At 44.4% G+C, this 15,965-nt stretch carries 16 protein-coding genes; 14 read left to right on the plus strand and 2 right to left on the minus strand.

From position 1 onward, the window contains the following. The first annotated feature begins 40 nt into the window (after positions 1 to 40). The 14 genes from DXD68_RS22125 (at position 41) to DXD68_RS22185 (ending at position 12,728) form a co-directional block, all read left to right on the plus strand. Positions 41 to 1,417: a S8 family peptidase gene (locus tag DXD68_RS22125; RefSeq protein WP_122363633.1), complete on the plus strand. Its 1,377-nt coding sequence runs from the start codon at positions 41 to 43 to the stop codon at positions 1,415 to 1,417. Next, the gene (gene xseA, locus DXD68_RS22130; protein WP_122363634.1) at positions 1,398 to 2,741 is read left to right on the plus strand and encodes an exodeoxyribonuclease VII large subunit; all 1,344 of its coding nucleotides are present in this window, start codon (positions 1,398 to 1,400) and stop codon (positions 2,739 to 2,741) included. Before DXD68_RS22125 ends, xseA begins: the two co-directional genes overlap by 20 nt. A gap of 13 nt (positions 2,742 to 2,754) precedes the next feature. Next, the gene (xseB, locus tag DXD68_RS22135; protein ID WP_046145623.1) at positions 2,755 to 2,952 is read left to right on the plus strand and encodes an exodeoxyribonuclease VII small subunit; all 198 of its coding nucleotides are present in this window, start codon (positions 2,755 to 2,757) and stop codon (positions 2,950 to 2,952) included. Next, positions 2,952 to 3,665 carry a 2-C-methyl-D-erythritol 4-phosphate cytidylyltransferase gene (locus DXD68_RS22140; RefSeq protein WP_122363635.1) on the plus strand — a complete coding sequence of 238 codons (714 nt, stop codon included), beginning with the start codon at positions 2,952 to 2,954 and terminating at the stop codon, positions 3,663 to 3,665. Before xseB ends, DXD68_RS22140 begins: the two co-directional genes overlap by 1 nt. Positions 3,666 to 3,772: 107 nt before the next feature. Continuing rightward, positions 3,773 to 3,958 carry a hypothetical protein gene (locus DXD68_RS24155; protein WP_122363636.1) on the plus strand — a complete coding sequence of 62 codons (186 nt, stop codon included), beginning with the start codon at positions 3,773 to 3,775 and terminating at the stop codon, positions 3,956 to 3,958. 38 nt (positions 3,959 to 3,996) lie between these two features. Then, on the plus strand, positions 3,997 to 6,093 hold the full coding sequence (recG, locus tag DXD68_RS22150) for an ATP-dependent DNA helicase RecG (RefSeq protein ID WP_122363637.1): 2,097 nt from the start codon (positions 3,997 to 3,999) through the stop codon (positions 6,091 to 6,093). A gap of 208 nt (positions 6,094 to 6,301) precedes the next feature. After that, entirely contained in the window at positions 6,302 to 7,558 is a 1,257-nt protein-coding gene (locus DXD68_RS22155) for a peptidoglycan DD-metalloendopeptidase family protein (RefSeq protein WP_122363638.1), read from the plus strand. 93 nt (positions 7,559 to 7,651) lie between these two features. Continuing rightward, entirely contained in the window at positions 7,652 to 8,197 is a 546-nt protein-coding gene (locus DXD68_RS22160; protein WP_028728255.1) for a DUF1599 domain-containing protein, read from the plus strand. Positions 8,198 to 8,200: 3 nt separating this feature from the next. After that, complete coding sequence (locus DXD68_RS22165) at positions 8,201 to 9,478, plus strand: BT_3928 family protein (protein WP_122363639.1); 1,278 nt, start codon at positions 8,201 to 8,203, stop codon at positions 9,476 to 9,478. 38 nt (positions 9,479 to 9,516) lie between these two features. Beyond that, the gene (gene tpiA, locus DXD68_RS22170; protein WP_122363640.1) at positions 9,517 to 10,272 is read left to right on the plus strand and encodes a triose-phosphate isomerase; all 756 of its coding nucleotides are present in this window, start codon (positions 9,517 to 9,519) and stop codon (positions 10,270 to 10,272) included. A gap of 110 nt (positions 10,273 to 10,382) precedes the next feature. After that, entirely contained in the window at positions 10,383 to 10,886 is a 504-nt protein-coding gene (locus DXD68_RS22175; protein WP_122363641.1) for an SPOR domain-containing protein, read from the plus strand. Positions 10,887 to 10,929: 43 nt separating this feature from the next. Then, entirely contained in the window at positions 10,930 to 11,523 is a 594-nt protein-coding gene (gene folE, locus DXD68_RS22180; protein WP_122363642.1) for a GTP cyclohydrolase I FolE, read from the plus strand. A 236-nt stretch (positions 11,524 to 11,759) separates the two neighbouring features. After that, positions 11,760 to 11,933 (plus strand): hypothetical protein, encoded by a 174-nt coding sequence (locus DXD68_RS24160; protein ID WP_158585921.1) that lies wholly within the window; start codon positions 11,760 to 11,762, stop codon positions 11,931 to 11,933. A 111-nt stretch (positions 11,934 to 12,044) separates the two neighbouring features. Then, the gene (locus tag DXD68_RS22185; RefSeq protein ID WP_122363643.1) at positions 12,045 to 12,728 is read left to right on the plus strand and encodes a hypothetical protein; all 684 of its coding nucleotides are present in this window, start codon (positions 12,045 to 12,047) and stop codon (positions 12,726 to 12,728) included. A gap of 29 nt (positions 12,729 to 12,757) precedes the next feature. Here the strand turns inward: DXD68_RS22185 and DXD68_RS22190 are convergent, their stop codons facing one another. Then, complete coding sequence (locus tag DXD68_RS22190; RefSeq protein ID WP_122363644.1) at positions 12,758 to 13,966, minus strand: hypothetical protein; 1,209 nt, start codon at positions 13,964 to 13,966, stop codon at positions 12,758 to 12,760. Between the two features lie 52 nt (positions 13,967 to 14,018). Then, complete coding sequence (locus tag DXD68_RS22195; protein WP_122363645.1) at positions 14,019 to 15,872, minus strand: DUF349 domain-containing protein; 1,854 nt, start codon at positions 15,870 to 15,872, stop codon at positions 14,019 to 14,021. Positions 15,873 to 15,965 lie beyond the last annotated feature (93 nt).

Consider the following 15,965-nt stretch of genomic DNA (forward strand, 5'->3'; position numbering starts at 1 on the left):
CGGCAATTACTACTTTTGTAGGGTTGAGTTATATGATTCCATGAAAAAATATATAGGACTGTTCATTTTATTATGTTGTTTTTCTTCGTGGCTTACTGCCGGAGAAAACTACTGCTTCCGTGTCTATCTGAAAGATAAAGGCGACTCCGGGTTTTCTGTAGATGAACCGGAGGCATTCCTGTCGAAAGAGTCTATCCAGCGGCGTAAAAAGACGGGAATACCTGTTACCGCTTCTGATCTGCCTATTTCAAGGGCTTACCTGGATACATTGGTTGCCAGTGGCGGAGAACCTGTTGTGCAGAGTAAATGGCTTTCGACCGTAGTTGTTACCAGCAAGGATAGTACTGTTGCCGACCGGCTGAAAGAACTGACCATGGTCGATTCAGTGAAATGGGTATGGAAAGGGAATGATGTGGTTCCTGCTCAGGAGGACGACCAGGAAATCCGCCTGTCTCCAACAGATACACCTCTGAAAGCAAAATATGGATATGCGGAAAACCAGATTAAGATGCTGAACGGGGTTAAATTGCATGAAGCCGGATTCAGGGGAGAAGGAATGCGTGTGGCTGTGATCGATGCCGGCTTCCGGAATGTCGACCGTATCTGTGTATTCGATTCCCTGCAGCTGATCGGAACGCACAATGTGATTTATCCGGGGCGCAGCGTCTATGAGGCGGATGATCACGGAACGAAAGTATTATCCTGTATGGCTGCCAATATGCCCGGTATAATGGTCGGTACGGCTCCTAAAGCCTCTTATCTGTTGATCAAGAGTGAAGACAGCGATTCGGAATATCCGATAGAAGAAGATTATTGGGCTGCGGCTGTCGAATATGCGGATAGTGTAGGTGTAGATGTCATTTCTTCTTCTTTGGGTTATTTTGCTTTTGATGCGGACGAACTGTCTTATGATCAGGCTGCCCTTGACGGGAAAAGTTCATTGATCAGTCAGGCAGCCCATATAGCCGGACAAAAAGGTATCCTGATGTTTTGTAGTGCCGGAAATGAAGGAAACGGCAGTTGGGGAAAAATCACTTTCCCTTCGGATGCTTCGGATATCCTGACGGTAGGATCAGTCACGGAAGATAAGAAGAAAAGTATTTTCAGCTCTGTCGGTTTTACTGCCGATTACCGTGTGAAACCGGATGTTGTCGCATTGGGATCAGGCAGTTGTGTGATCGATCCGTATGGGAATATCCGTTATGCCAGTGGAACTTCTTTCGCAACGCCTATATTGGCCGGAATGGGTGTCTGTCTGTGGCAGGCATTGCCGGAATTGACCAATAAAGAGATCATTGCTTTATTACAGGAAATGTCAAGCCAATCCAAACGGCCTGATGCTGAGTTGGGATATGGTATACCGAATATCTATAAAGCCTATAAGAAAGGAATGCAATATGCCAGGACAGAACATTAATTCGGAATATACGGGAAATGAGCGCAGGGAGTTCTCTTTGTTGGAGCTGAACAATCGGATCCATTCCGCTATCAGCGAAGCTTTTCCCGGCACTTGCTGGGTACGCGCAGAGATGAGTGATGTGCGGACAAATGCATCTTCCGGCCATTGTTACCTGGAGTTTATCGAAAAGAATCCGGTTACCGGACAATTGGTGGCAAAGGCGCGTGGCTCGATATGGGCGAAGACGTTCCGGATGCTGAAGCCTTATTTTGAGATGGAGACCGGACAGTTATTTGCATCCGGGTTAAAGGTGTTGGTAAAGATCTCTGTGGAATTTCATGAGTTATACGGATACAGCCTGACGGTGTTGGATATCGATCCGGCTTATACGTTGGGGGATATGTTGAGGAAGCGGATGGAGATTATACGCCAGTTGAAAGAGGAGGGTGTATTTGCATTGAATAAGGAATTGCCGTTCCCTGTCCTGCCGAAACGTATTGCCGTCATTACTTCTCCTACGGCTGCCGGTTATGAAGATTTTCTGAATCAGCTGGAGGGTAATAAAGCCGGTTATTCTTTCTATACCAAATTGTTTCCTGCCTTGATGCAGGGAGAAAGGACAGAGGAGTCGGTTATCGCTGCACTCGACCGTATATATCGCCATATGGATTGTTTTGATGTAGTCGTGATCATTCGTGGCGGTGGTTCTACGTCTGACCTGAATAGTTTCGATTCTTACCTGCTGGCAGCGAACTGTGCGCAGTTCCCGTTGCCTGTAATAACCGGCATCGGGCATGAACGCGATGATACAATTCTGGATCTGGTCGCTCACACACGGATGAAAACGCCTACTGCGGTGGCTGAGTTTCTGATCGGTCGTATGGACGCCGCTGCCGAAGAGTTGGAAGAGCTTCAGCAGGATGTGAGTGAACTGGCTACCGACATTTTGTTGAAACAGAAAAACTTTCTGCAATTGCTGGGCGCACGTTTGCCGGTGATCGTAACGAACCGGATCGAGCGTAACCGTTCGTTTTTGCAAATGGTCGGTAATAAACTGCCGTCTTCGGTTTCAGCTATGCTGCTTCGTCGCCGTTCGACTTTGGAAAGTATGCAGATGCAATTGCAGAATCGGGCTACTTCCCGTTTGACAGAAAAGGCTCGTTTTATCCAGCTGACGGAGCAGTTCATCAAAATGGCTTCTCCCGATTATGTACTGAAACGAGGCTATAGCCTGGCCCTCAAAGACGGCAAAATAATTAAACATGCCACCGAACTGAGTTCCGGCGACGAACTGGTTACCCGGTTTGCGGATGGGGATGTGAAGAGTATCGTTAAAAAATAAATCATTCCGATATATGACAAAGAAAGAGGAAACATACAATGAAGCAGTAGAAAAACTGCGTAAAATCGTAGCCGATATAGAGAACGGCGAACTGGATGTGGATGTCCTTTCCGAGAAAGTGAAGGAAGCGACCCGGCTGATCAAATTGTGTAAGGAGAAATTATATAAAGTAGACGAAGAAGTTAAAAAGGTACTGGAGGAACTGGAATAATGCGTAAATACGTTCTGATCGTTGCCGGAGGGAAAGGACTTCGGATGGGCGGAGACCTGCCAAAGCAGTTTATCCCGCTGGAGGGGAAACCTGTCCTGATGCATACGCTGGAAGCGTTTCATCGGTGGGATGCTTCGGCTGAACTGGTGTTGGTTCTTCCCGAAGATCATCAGTCTTATTGGAATATGCTTTGTCGTGAAATCGGATGCAAAGTACCTCACCGGATTGCTAATGGCGGGGAGACGCGTTTTCATTCCGTTCGGAACGGTTTGCAATTCCTTTCGGAAGAAATTGGAAATACATCCGGGAGAAATGAAAAAGTCCTGATAGCGGTGCATGACGGCGTACGCCCGTTTGTCTCTTCCGAAGTGATTGCTGCCTGTTTCGATGAAGCGGAAAAAAACGGAGCCGCTATTCCCGTTATGCCGATGATCGATTCCTTACGCGAAACAGACGAAAAAGGCTCTCATCCGGTAGACCGCAACCGTTATTTTGCTGTACAGACGCCGCAAGTGTTTTCTTCCGACCTGTTATTGAAAGCCTATGAACAAGAGTTTTCTGCTCTTTTTACAGATGATGCATCTGTCGTGGAAGCGATGGGGGAAGCTATTCACATGGTTACCGGAAACCGGGAGAATATAAAAATTACGACACCTTTTGATTTACTGGTTGCCGAAAGTTTGATTTTACGGGATAAAAGTCTAACGCTGTAAATCATAAAGTCCGGTATAGTAAGGCTTTCTGATTTACAGTATTTGCCAACATCTCTTTTTTATTGAACAAATCGTATGCCTCTTATTGTCTGCCAGTTACCAGAGTTATGAATATTCGTATGAATGTAGGACCTTTTGTCGGTAGATCGGCATTAGAGTTTAATGTGGGAACAGCGGTTGAGGGTGGCTTGGAGTATCGCAAATATTATGTGGGCTTTTTCTGGTTCAAAGATATAGCAGGTGAAAGTTATTCCAGAGTAAATCTTTCAGTTGGCTATAAATTTGCATTGTGACTATAAAAATAATAAATTCGCTGTCCAAATAGACAGCTATGCTTGATCTCGACAAACGATCCCTCATGTATCTGCCGGGTGTAGGCCCGAAGAAAGCGGAGATATTACGGAAAGAAGCCGGAATATCTTCGTATGAAGATTTGTTGTTTTATTTCCCGTATAAATATATTGACCGCAGTCGTTTTTATAAGGTTTCCGAGATAACGGGGAATATGCCTTATATTCAGTTGAAGGGGCGTATCCTGTATTATGATACGGTGGGTGAAGGAAGAACCCGCCGTTTGGTTGCCAAGTTTTCCGATGGGACCGGGACGATCGACCTGGTTTGGTTTAAAGGACTTAATTATGTGACTGATAAATATAAAACGGGAACGGAGTATATCGTATTCGGCAAACCGACTGAATTTGGACATATCTATAATATACCCCATCCCGATATCGATCCGATCGATCAGGCAGATCAGGTGGCAGCAGGGCTGACCCCTTTTTATAATACTTCGGAAAAGATGAAGAAATCGTTCCTCAATTCGAGGGCGATCCAGAATTTGCAATATACTTTATTGAGTTCGTTGAACTGGAATTTACCGGAAACGTTGCCGGCGGACGTCTTGTCGCGCATTCAGATGATGCCGTTGAAAGAGGCGATCCGCAATGTCCATTTCCCCGAATCGACAGAGAAACTGAGACTTGCCCAGTTGCGACTGAAATTCGACGAACTCTTTTTTATACAATTGAATATCCTTCGTACCGCCAGCCTGCGTAAACTCAAGCTGAAAGGAATCGTTTTTCCTACTGTCGGAGACTATTTCAACACCTTTTATAAAGAGTATCTCCCGTTCGAACTGACCGGTGCACAAAAGCGGGTAGTCAAGGAGATCCGTGCCGATATGGGAAGCGGACGGCAGATGAACCGTCTGTTGCAGGGGGATGTGGGAAGTGGAAAAACATTGGTCGCTTTGCTCTCCATGCTGCTGGCTGTCGATAATCATTGCCAGGCATGTATGATGGCACCGACGGAAATTCTGGCAACGCAGCATTATGCTACTGTGATGGAGTTTCTGAAGGATATGGATATTCGTGTCGCTTTATTGACCGGATCGACCAAAAAGAAAGAGCGTAATGTACTGTTGCCGGCTATTGCCAGCGGTGAAATACAGATTGTTATAGGCACGCATGCCTTGATTGAAGAAACAGTCGTGTTCTCGTCGCTGGGGTTGGCTATTATCGATGAACAACACCGTTTCGGTGTGGAGCAGCGTTCCCGTTTATGGAAAAAGAATACCGTTGTGCCTCACGTACTGGTAATGACGGCGACGCCGATTCCCCGGACGCTTGCTATGACCTTGTATGGCGATTTGGATGTGTCCGTTATCGACGAATTGCCACCGGGTCGTAAACCGATTCAGACCGTACACCGTTATGACAATAAAAAAGCTCAGTTATACGATTTCCTGCGGAAAGAAATTCAGTTGGGACGCCAGGTCTATGTGGTGTATCCGCTGATCGAAGGAAGTGAGAAGCTGGATTATAAGAATTTGGAAGATGGATTCGAAACCTTTAAGGAAGTCTTTCCCGAATATAAAGTCTGTATGGTACACGGAAAGATGAAAGCAGCGGATAAAGAGACGGAAATGCAGAAATTCATTACCGGAGAGGTACAGATATTGATGGCTACGACAGTGATAGAGGTGGGCGTGAATGTGCCGAATGCTTCCGTGATGGTGATTGAAAGTGCTGAGCGTTTCGGCTTGTCGCAGCTACATCAGTTGCGTGGTCGGGTGGGACGTGGTGCAGAGCAGTCCTATTGCATCCTTGTCTCTTCTTATAAATTAAGCAATGATACCCGTAAGCGTCTGGAAATAATGGTGAACAGCAATAACGGATTTGAAATAGCCGAGGCCGATCTCCGTCTCCGGGGACATGGTGATCTGGAAGGAACGCAGCAAAGCGGAGAGGGACTGGACCTTAAAATAGCGAATTTGGCAGCCGATGGTCAGATACTTCAATATGCCCGCGATATTGCACAGGAAGTTTTGGACAAAGACCCGGAGTTACTGTCCGAACCTAACCGGATTTTGAACGAAAGGTTAAAAACTCTTTTCACAAGAAAGATAAACTGGGGAATGATTAGTTGATGTGTTGTAAAACATATTTTCAGCAGAGCTTTTGTTTTTCAATGTAATACGGGTGTGGTTTTAAGTTTCTTTACTTTCATTGCGGAAATTTTTCCGGATTGTGTTTTGTCAACTTGCTCAAAATAACGAACTTTGGTCGATTTGTAAAAAATAGGGTCTGTTTCACAGCTTATTTTACTCCTGGATTCCATTTCGAAAAATGATAAAAATGAAGATAAGAACACTACTTTTTATTTGTTGTACTACCCTCATGGCATCGGCAGTTTCGGCACAGCCTAAAGGGGAAGATACTCCAAAGCAGACTATACATATAGTGAAAATGGACAAACGCGTATCTGAACTGATGGCTGACCGCGTCACTATCCGTAAAGATATGGGTTTGAAAGAACTGGCCGAAATCAATGCCCGTGTTGATGAAACACTGGCTGATAAAGAAGCTCTCATGTTTCCCGCAGACGAGTTGTACGGCTCAAATTGGGATACCCGTTGGGTTGATCCTTTCCGTGGTGGCTCCAAAGTAGAAATGCCTGATTCATGTGAAATAGATTGTTCGACATTTATACTTCCCATTGATACTATGACACGGGTTACTTCCAAATATGGTCCTCGTCGTCGCCGTATGCATAAGGGGATTGACCTGAAGGTTCAGATCGGTGATACGATCCGTGCCGCATTTGACGGAAAAGTCCGTATTCGTAATTTCGAACGTCGTGGATACGGCAATTATCTGGTGGTTCGCCATCCGAACGGACTGGAAACTGTATACGGTCATTTATCGAAAATGTTAGTGAATGTAAATGATATTGTACGCGCAGGTGATCCGATCGCATTAGGAGGAAATACCGGACGTTCTACCGGTTCCCATCTTCACTTTGAAACCCGCTTCCTGGGACAGGCTATCAATCCGGCCGACATTATTGACTTCGAAAACTCTGTGCCTCACCAGGATACTTATGTATTCCATAATATAAAGATTAACGGACGCAAGAGTAATATTTATACTTCTTCCAGCGACCAAATGGTTTACCACCGTGTGAAATCGGGTGATACGCTGGGTAAGATTGCACGTATGTACGGAACCAGCGTGAATGAGCTTTGCCGTTTGAACGGTATTAAGAGTACTTCAATGCTTCGCTTAGGTCAGTCTATTCGGTGCAGTGCAGGTAGAAGTTCAAGCGTAGCTGCTAAATCGGAGGCTAAACCGGCTGCAGCAAAAGCAACGACGACTGTGGCTGCTAAAACAACTAAGACAACAACCGTAGAGGCCGTGACACCTGTTGCTTCACTGACAGGAAATGCTTCAACAGCTCAGGCTGCAGAACCTGTTTATCACCGTATCAAGAGCGGCGATACGCTGGGGGCCTTGGCTGCTAAATATGGAACAACTGTCAGCAAGTTGTGTGAGATGAACGGAATATCCAAGACAACCGTATTGAAACTGGGACGTTCCATCCGTTGTAAATAAGTTATTTTTAAGATAAAGGAAAGGCACAGCTGGAAACAACATCTGTGCCTTTGTTGTTTTTTTACTATCTTTGCGGCATAATATATTTAGTATATGGCTGATACGAAAGAACAGTTCGAAAAAGTGATCTCCCAGTGCCGGGAGTTGTTCGAAAAGAAGTTGAAAGATTACGGTCCTTCCTGGCGGATCATGCGTCCCCAGTCGTTGACCGACCAGATATTTATTAAGGCAAACCGTATCCGTAGCCTTGAGATCAAAGGGGTGAGCATGGTGGATGAAGGGATACGTCCCGAGTTTGTAGCCATCGTTAATTATGGCGTGATCGGATTGATCCAGCTGGCTAAAGGTTTTTCAGATACCACGGATATGACGAACGAGGAAGCATTGGCATTGTATGATAAATACATTACGGAGACCAAAGAGTTGATGTATGCCAAGAATCATGATTACGACGAAGCGTGGCGAAGCATGCGTATCAGTTCTTATACCGACCTGATCCTGATGAAAATCTATCGTACCAAGCAGATCGAAAGCCACGGCGGCAAAACAATCGTTTCGGAAGGCGTGGATGCCAATTATATGGATATGATTAATTATGCTCTGTTCGGTTTGATCAAACTGGAATACGGCGAAGAGTAATATATGAACTATAAAGAGACTGCAATAAAGATACTGACAGAGTGTAGCCGTCTGCTGATCGGAGTCGTATTTATTTTCTCCGGTTTTGTAAAGGCGGTCGATCCGGTGGGAGGAGCCATTAAGATAGGCGATTATCTGACTTCTTTCGGATTGGATATGTTGCAGCCTTTTACCGCCCTCGTTTCTTTTGCCCTCTCAGCTGCCGAGTTTGCGATGGGTGTCTGCATGCTTTTAGGGGTGTATCGTCGCTATAACTCTTTCCTTGTTTTACTTTTCATGGCGTTCATGACGCCGCTGACGTTATATCTTGCCTTGTTCAATCCGGTTTCCGACTGTGGTTGTTTCGGGGATGCGATTGTGATTTCCAACTGGGAGACTTTCTTCAAGAATCTGGTCCTGTCTGCTGCTGCCATCATGGTATTTATGCATTCCGGTAAGATGTTCCAGTGTTTTACCTATAAGGTGTACTGGTTTGTTGCCTTGTTTTCCTACTTTTTCTGTATAGGTTTTGCTTACTGGAATTACAACCATCTGCCGGTGATGGATTTCCGGCCTTATAAAATAGGAGCAAATATACCGCAATTGATGTCTATTCCGGAAGGAGCGCCTGAAGACGAGTATAAGTATACCTTTGTTTATGAGAAAGAGGGTGTCAAGAAGGAGTTTTCATTGGAAGATTATCCTTCTGAGGACAGTACCTGGACCTTTGTCGAATCGAAGACCGAACTGATAAAGAAAGGATATGAGCCTTCCGTGGCTTCCTTTAATATCTATGACGGAGAAGGTGACGATATGACCGACAATATATTGCATAACCCGCAACCGGTCCTCTTGCTGATAGCTCCGAAACTGGAAAAGGCAAACGACGAAAAGATCGATGAAATAAACGGTGTGTATGATTATGCGCTCGAACATGAATTGCCCTTTTATTGCGTGACCGGTTCTTCGCCTGAAATGATCGACGAATGGAGTGACAATACTGGGGCTGAATATCCGTTCCGTATGGCAGACGAAGTGTTGCTGAAAACGATTATCCGTTCCAATCCCGGACTGGTGCTGTTGAAAGACGGTACGGTGATGGCTAAATGGCATTATAACGATATCCCCGATGAGGAACATGTAAAGTCCGTCATAGAAGAACATCTGAACGGGAGTGAAACAAAAGAGAAAGAAGATGGCTGGCTTGTTACCATCCTATCGACTTTTACCGTACCTTTGCTGCTCGTTTGGGTATATGACTTTTTCCGTTTCCGACGGAGACGGAGAGCTGAGGCTGAATAAAAGATTTTATTGTATTTATATATTTAATTAATTAAGTCATGAGAAAGAATATTGTTGCAGGAAACTGGAAGATGAACACTACTCTTCAGGAAGGCCTGGAATTAGCAAAAGGATTAAACGAAGCCCTGAAAGGCAAAGCTATCAACTGTGATGTAATCATCGGTACTCCGTTCACTCATTTGGCAAGCGTTGCTGCTGCTATCGATACAGATAAGATCGGTGTCGCTGCAGAAAACTGTGCAGACAAGGAAAAAGGAGCTTACACTGGTGAAGTTTCTGCTGCTATGGTTGCTTCTACAGGAGCTAAATATGTGATCCTGGGTCACTCTGAAAGACGTGCTTACTACCACGAAACTCCGGCTATCCTGAAAACGAAAGTTGAATTGGCTCTGGCTAACGGCCTGACTCCGATCTTCTGTATCGGTGAAGTGCTGGAAGAGAGAGAAGCTGGCAAACATTTCGAGGTTGTAGACGCACAGATCAAAGAATCTTTGTTCGATCTTTCTGCTGAAGATTTCGGCAAGATTGTATTGGCTTACGAACCGGTTTGGGCAATTGGTACAGGTAAGACTGCTTCTGCTGAACAGGCTGAAGAAATCCACGCTCATATCCGCGCAACATTAGCTGCTAAATATGGTCAGGAAATAGCTGACAACTGCACTATCCTGTATGGTGGTAGCTGTAACGGTGGCAACGCTAAAGAATTGTTCTCTAAACCGAACGTAGACGGTGGTCTGATCGGTGGTGCTTCTTTGGCTGTTGATAAATTCATGCCGATCATCGAAGCATTTTAATATTTCATTCATTTGTAAAATGTATTGAAACAAATAAACCGGACGCAGATGACGCAGACACGCGCAGTCTGCGTCCGGTAAATATTGGCTTTACACTAAAAAGAATCGCAATGAAGAAATTCCCTTGTATCGCTTTATTATTCATGTTGCTGGCCTGTGTGACCGGAGCGTCTGCACAGATAAGTACGGATGGATCGGCTCAGACGATCTTTGACGACTTGCAAACATCGAAGCCGGGTAAAGGCGAGGTGATTGTCAACCAGCCGGAGGCCCTTCGTAAAATGATCGGAGTGCGTATGTACGGTGAAAATGTCGAGAAGACGGACAGTACTGCTTTCCTGAAGATACAAGGATTCCGGACACAGGTGTTTTCCGGTAATAACCAGCGTAAGTCGAAAGATGAAGCTTTTGAGAAAGAAAAGAAGATCAAGGAACTTTTCCCGACAGTCCCGACTTATGTGACCTATACCGCTCCGTTCTGGAAACTGCGTGTAGGCGATTTCCGTTCACATGAAGAGGCTTATCATATGCAGCGTCTGTTGATGACTGCTTTCCCTTCATTCGGAAAAGAAATGTATATTGTAAAAGAAGAAGTAAGAATCCCTCTGAATTAATATATGCGGAAACTCTTTCGCACCCCATTATATATACACAGAAATGACAAAAGATATAGACGCAAAGACCTTGGCTGAACGCGAAGAACTGGCTGGTCATTACAAACAAATACTTGGTTTGTTAGGTGAGGATGCTGAACGTGAAGGTCTGCTCAAAACGCCGGAACGTGTAGCTAAGGCTATGCAGTTTTTAACTAAAGGATACAACGAAGATCCTGCCCAGGTATTAGCTTCCGCCATGTTCCAGGAGGAGGATTACAAGCAGATGGTTATTGTAAAGGACATTGATTTCTTCTCTCTTTGTGAACATCATATGTTGCCTTTCTTCGGAAAAGCTCATGTCGCTTATATCCCTAAGAAATATATTACAGGCTTAAGCAAGATTCCCCGTGTAGTGGACATCTTCGCCCGCCGTTTGCAGATACAGGAACGCCTGACGATGCAGATCAAGGATTGTATCCAGCAGACACTCGATCCGCTGGGTGTAATGGTTGTGATCGAAGCACAGCATATGTGCATGCAGATGCGTGGGGTAGAAAAACAAAACTCCCTGACAACGACTTCCGATTTCACAGGTTTCTTCCAGCAGGCAAAGACTCGCGAAGAGTTTATGAACCTGATTAAGAATAATCGGTAGTACTTGCGGGAGGCTGACTTCCTATGCTTAGATGAGCGGCCTGCCATTATTATGACAGTGCTTTGCCACAGGCATGGCAGGAGTCTGCCATAACGATGGCACAACTCTGCCACAGGCATGGCAAAGCACTGCCAACAGCTTGGCAAAATGTTTTTGAACCGACGACGGGATGACTTGTTGCCTGTCTGCGGATTAATCTTTTCGTTTATTCGTCGTATACCTTGCCGTGTTCCCCGATGATCGAACTTAAACAGTTTGAAAGAAATTGGCAGATTGCAATTTTTATGCTTGCTTCTCTGATTGCTTTCTTTGGAGGTATGGTAGAATATCGGTGTGACCGGAAAAAGCTGGATGCCATGAAAGAGGGATTGGAAGAACTGAAAGAGTTTGAAGAAGATGGGCTGGAATAAATTTGCTGCGTTTCAATAAGAAATCCCCTATAGTCGTACTGGATACCCAGGGATGGCATACGAAATGAAGCCGGCTTCCGTTCTTATTTTTGTAACAAATAAATACAGGTTATGAGAAATAGGAGTTGTGTATGGTTCGTGTGTGCTTTATTATTCGTTGCTATGGCGGGGAAGGCACAAGTGGTAACGCTGGAGAATGGGGTTAGTATTACTTCTATGCGGTATTCTAAGTTTGCGTTGGATAAGGTCTATCCTTATCAGATGGCTTTAGGAATGCAATATCTGGATAAAGGATGGTATAATTTGTCCAGTAATATAGGATATACGCGAAGAGGCTCTCAGGTAGGAATGGTTACATTACAAGGAGAAGGAGATGTGACACTGAAAGAGAAACTGCATTATCTGACAGTTAGTACGACATTTGATATAAAGAGGACAAGTCGTGACGGCTATACGTTCTTTGTGGGTCTCGGCCCTCGTCTTGATTTCAACTTGAAATCGGTGGCGCAAACGTATGTAGATTTTGATCAACATGGCCCGGAAGGGTTTGTTCCTACTAAAGAGAAAATAGATGGCTTTTATCCGGTTCTGTTTGGTTTGAAATGTGTAGGCGGTATACGGAAGGATTTCGGGAATATGCAGTTAGGGTTGAATATCGCCTATTTACCTAGTTTTACCCGTCTGGCGGAAGGTGTACGTGACCGGACATTTACTTTTGGATTATCCTTGGGGTATAAATTGGGAGGAAGCAAGGATGACATAGGAACCATCCGTTCTGTTCGTCGCAATAAATAAGTCAATGTTATGTAGATAGTCCGGGCTATCTACATAACTAAAATATAGGCTCTGTATTTAGTGTCTTTTGTGACAGGACATAATGGCAAATAACCTTCTCTGATCTTACCGTTCTCGATGGTAAGAGGATAAGCTTTTTTCATAAAACTATGACGCTCATAGGCTTCTCCCTGTTTACTTTCATAGGTGAGGTTGAAGTCTCCGATCGCTTTTGGGGCGAGGTATTTCTGATTGAAACGGAGAGCAAGCATTCCCATCGTGTAGCGCATATTGACTTCAATGCAAGGGTGGATTGCATATGCATCATTTTTGGTTTTGTAAACGATCATGTCTACTCCCAGATATCCGCAATATACATTCCCGTATATACTTTTCAATGCATGAGTAACAGCTTGCTGTATCTGCAGATAGACTTCTTCTCCAACCCAGCGCTTGATCGGTTCGCTCAGATATTCCTGGCTGCCCAGAACATTTCCGGCGTAAGCTCCTTTTTTTACTGTCCCAAAAACAGACAAACCTTCATACGTCACATTTCCCTGCCCGTCAGAGTAGAATTCCATGGCAATATCCTGTACCTTATTCAGTCCGCATTCAATACTGACCATCCCTTGTTTATTGATCGCTCCCTCAATCCAGTTACGGTCTTTGGTTGTCAGTTTGCGTTCCGGTAACCATAATAAGCCTCGCCCTGAAGAGGAGTAAGGTGTTTTCACTACAAATGGAGCGTTCTGTAGGATCAGGTATTTTTCAACTTCTCTGATCTTTCGACAGAATTTAGGAGCAACAGGAATAGGCAGATCCGGTAATTGCTGGCGGATCAGTTCCAGGCACTCGGCTGCCGTCTGTCGTCCGGTCAACCGGAAATAATCATCTTTCCAGGTCGGTATGGACAAATTCAGATTGAAATTCTGTTTTAATTTTTCGAACAGATGCAGGCTGTGCGGGGATATTCCCCAGGGAGCAGCTTCAAGTTCTATGGAAGACATTTTTTGCTCTTTCAACTCTTTATCGGTAACGAGCGTAGCAAAAGGTCTGAGCTCTTTAGGTAGTAAGGAGAAAAAACGGGGCGAGATAATCTCTTCCGCGTAGACATAATCGGTACTGTCGGCATACCATACCGGAAGGCATGATAGCTCCCTTATCATCCTTTGCACATTGGTTGGAGGTGTGTAATTTTCCGAACCTAGTAAAACGGCTGTTTCGTGGCCGGGATTAAAAAAATGTATCTGAGATATCATAAGTGTATATAAACAGCGAAGCCGTCTGTTACTGAGACGGCTTCGTTTTTATTTATTCGAGATTTTCATCTATCGCATCGATCTTTTTGATTATGAGCGCCATCTCATCTTTTAGCTTTTCGATCTTACGCTCCATTTCTTTCACGAGACCGCCACCGCCTTTGGAGGAGATGCTAAGGAAGCCGATGTTGTTTTCGTATGTCTGCAATTCATTTTTCATGCGGTCATACATTCTCATCAGCTTTTCACGTTCACCGTACAGTTTGCCTTTCCCGTGTTCTCCGCTTGTCATATCGTTCAGATTACTACGGAACGACTGCATTTTGCGGTCTGTCTGGTCGACTTTCAGACGATCGAACTGGTTGTCTACAGCTTCGTGATACTCTTTATAGATTTTATCTTTTTCCTTGAAAGGTACGTGACCGATCGTATTCCATTCAGCCATCAAGCCTTTCAGTTCAGCTAAAGCGTCATCAGCTGCCAAAGCTTCATCGAGCTTGTTGATCTTTTCGATCAAGGCCTTCTTGGCAGCCAGGTTTGTCTGTTCCACGCTCTTCTGAGAAGAAACATTTTTATTCTTTTGCTCGAAGAAATAATCACAGGCAGAAATGAAACGTTTCCAAACGATATCCGAATGTTTACGGGCTACCGAACCGATCGTTTTCCATTCTTTCTGCAAAGCGATCATCTTTTCAGTCGTACTCTTCCATTCTGTGCTGTCTTTCAAGGCTTCCGCTTTTTCACACAAGGCTTTTTTCAGTTCGAGATTCTTTTCCATCTCTTCCTTAATACCTTTGTAGAAAGTACTTTTCTTATTGAAATAAACGTCGCAGGCCGCACGGAAGCGTTCAAATATCTTCACATTGGATTTTTTCGGTGCAAAACCGATTGTTTTCCATTTTTCCTGTAAAGCGATCACTTCTTTATTCTTTTCTTCCCAGTCTTTGAATGTCTTCAAAGCTTCGAAGTTGATACCTTCTATTTCTTCGCAGATAGCAGTTTTAGCTATCAAATTTTCCTGTTCTTTCGATTTCAGTGATTCGAAGTGCTCCTGATGACGTTTGTTGATCACGGTAGAAGCCGCTTTGAAACGAGCCCACAGCTCTTCACGCAGTTCTTTTGCCACCGGACCGATCTCACGCCATTGCTGGTGCAGTTTCTGAAGCTGGTGGAACGCAGATACTACATCCGGCTCCGTTTGCAGCTTTTCAACTGTTTCGCATAAGGCTGTTTTCAGTTCCAGATTCTTCTTGAAATCGTAATCCCGGAACTGATTGTTGATCTTGATAATATCGTAGAATCTTTCGCTGTAAGTCTGATAGTTTTTCCACAGTTCGTTTGCATGTTCCTGTGGTACGAGTTTAATTTCTTTCCATCTCTGCTGGATGTCCTTAAAGTCGTTGTATAGTTTGTTGAAATCGTCCTGGCTTTCAGTCAAGACTTTTAACTGATCGATCAGCTGGAGTTTCAGAGCATAATTAGCTGCTTTCACCCGATCTTCTTCAGCCAGGATTGCTGCTCTTTTTTCTTTGTACACAGCCAGCAATTCTTTCAGTTTGTTTTCGGCTTCATCTTCAGGTGCAACGAAATCCTTTTCTTCTCCTCCGTCTTCGAGGAATGTTTTCTTCGATTCTTCAACTTCGGCTCTGTGGATTTTGTAGAATGCCTGTTTTAACGATTCCACCTCGTTACGTGCCGTTTCGGCTGCAGCATCTACCAAACCGGTTAATTTTTCAAGAATTTCTTCTTTCGATAATTTACCGATCGCATTCGCTGTCGCTTCCTCCGGGGTTTCAGTTGTTTCAACTTCAGCCGCAGTGTTTTCCGGAGTCACTTCCGGAGCTTTAGTTTCTTCCAATTTGCCAGTTTCTTCAGCCGGCAGATTAGTTTCATGAGTGTCCTTCATATTCAATCACATTTAAGAAAAGGATAAAAACATTCCTATATCAAGTCACAAATTAAAGTATTTATTTTTGGATTACAGCATTTGAGGCCAATT

The organism is Parabacteroides sp. TM07-1AC (genome assembly GCF_003480915.1).
Lineage (GTDB): Bacteria > Bacteroidota > Bacteroidia > Bacteroidales > Tannerellaceae > Parabacteroides > Parabacteroides chongii.

Bases quoted from the DNA above. Each gene is read 5' to 3' on its own strand.
- DXD68_RS24160 (WP_158585921.1), top strand. From the start codon at position 11,760: ATGATCGAACTTAAACAGTTTGAAAGAAATTGGCAGATTGCAATTTTT.
- DXD68_RS22140 (WP_122363635.1), top strand. From the start codon at position 2,952: ATGCGTAAATACGTTCTGATCGTTGCCGGAGGGAAAGGACTTCGGATG.
- DXD68_RS22125 (WP_122363633.1), top strand. From the start codon at position 41: ATGAAAAAATATATAGGACTGTTCATTTTATTATGTTGTTTTTCTTCG.
- DXD68_RS22165 (WP_122363639.1), top strand. From the start codon at position 8,201: ATGAACTATAAAGAGACTGCAATAAAGATACTGACAGAGTGTAGCCGT.
- tpiA (WP_122363640.1), top strand. From the start codon at position 9,517: ATGAGAAAGAATATTGTTGCAGGAAACTGGAAGATGAACACTACTCTT.
- xseA (WP_122363634.1), top strand. From the start codon at position 1,398: ATGCCAGGACAGAACATTAATTCGGAATATACGGGAAATGAGCGCAGG.
- DXD68_RS22195 (WP_122363645.1), bottom strand. From the start codon at position 15,872: ATGAAGGACACTCATGAAACTAATCTGCCGGCTGAAGAAACTGGCAAA.
- DXD68_RS22175 (WP_122363641.1), top strand. From the start codon at position 10,383: ATGAAGAAATTCCCTTGTATCGCTTTATTATTCATGTTGCTGGCCTGT.
- DXD68_RS22160 (WP_028728255.1), top strand. From the start codon at position 7,652: ATGGCTGATACGAAAGAACAGTTCGAAAAAGTGATCTCCCAGTGCCGG.
- DXD68_RS24155 (WP_122363636.1), top strand. From the start codon at position 3,773: ATGAATATTCGTATGAATGTAGGACCTTTTGTCGGTAGATCGGCATTA.
- DXD68_RS22190 (WP_122363644.1), bottom strand. From the start codon at position 13,966: ATGATATCTCAGATACATTTTTTTAATCCCGGCCACGAAACAGCCGTT.
- DXD68_RS22185 (WP_122363643.1), top strand. From the start codon at position 12,045: ATGAGAAATAGGAGTTGTGTATGGTTCGTGTGTGCTTTATTATTCGTT.
- DXD68_RS22155 (WP_122363638.1), top strand. From the start codon at position 6,302: ATGAAGATAAGAACACTACTTTTTATTTGTTGTACTACCCTCATGGCA.
- xseB (WP_046145623.1), top strand. From the start codon at position 2,755: ATGACAAAGAAAGAGGAAACATACAATGAAGCAGTAGAAAAACTGCGT.
- recG (WP_122363637.1), top strand. From the start codon at position 3,997: ATGCTTGATCTCGACAAACGATCCCTCATGTATCTGCCGGGTGTAGGC.
- folE (WP_122363642.1), top strand. From the start codon at position 10,930: ATGACAAAAGATATAGACGCAAAGACCTTGGCTGAACGCGAAGAACTG.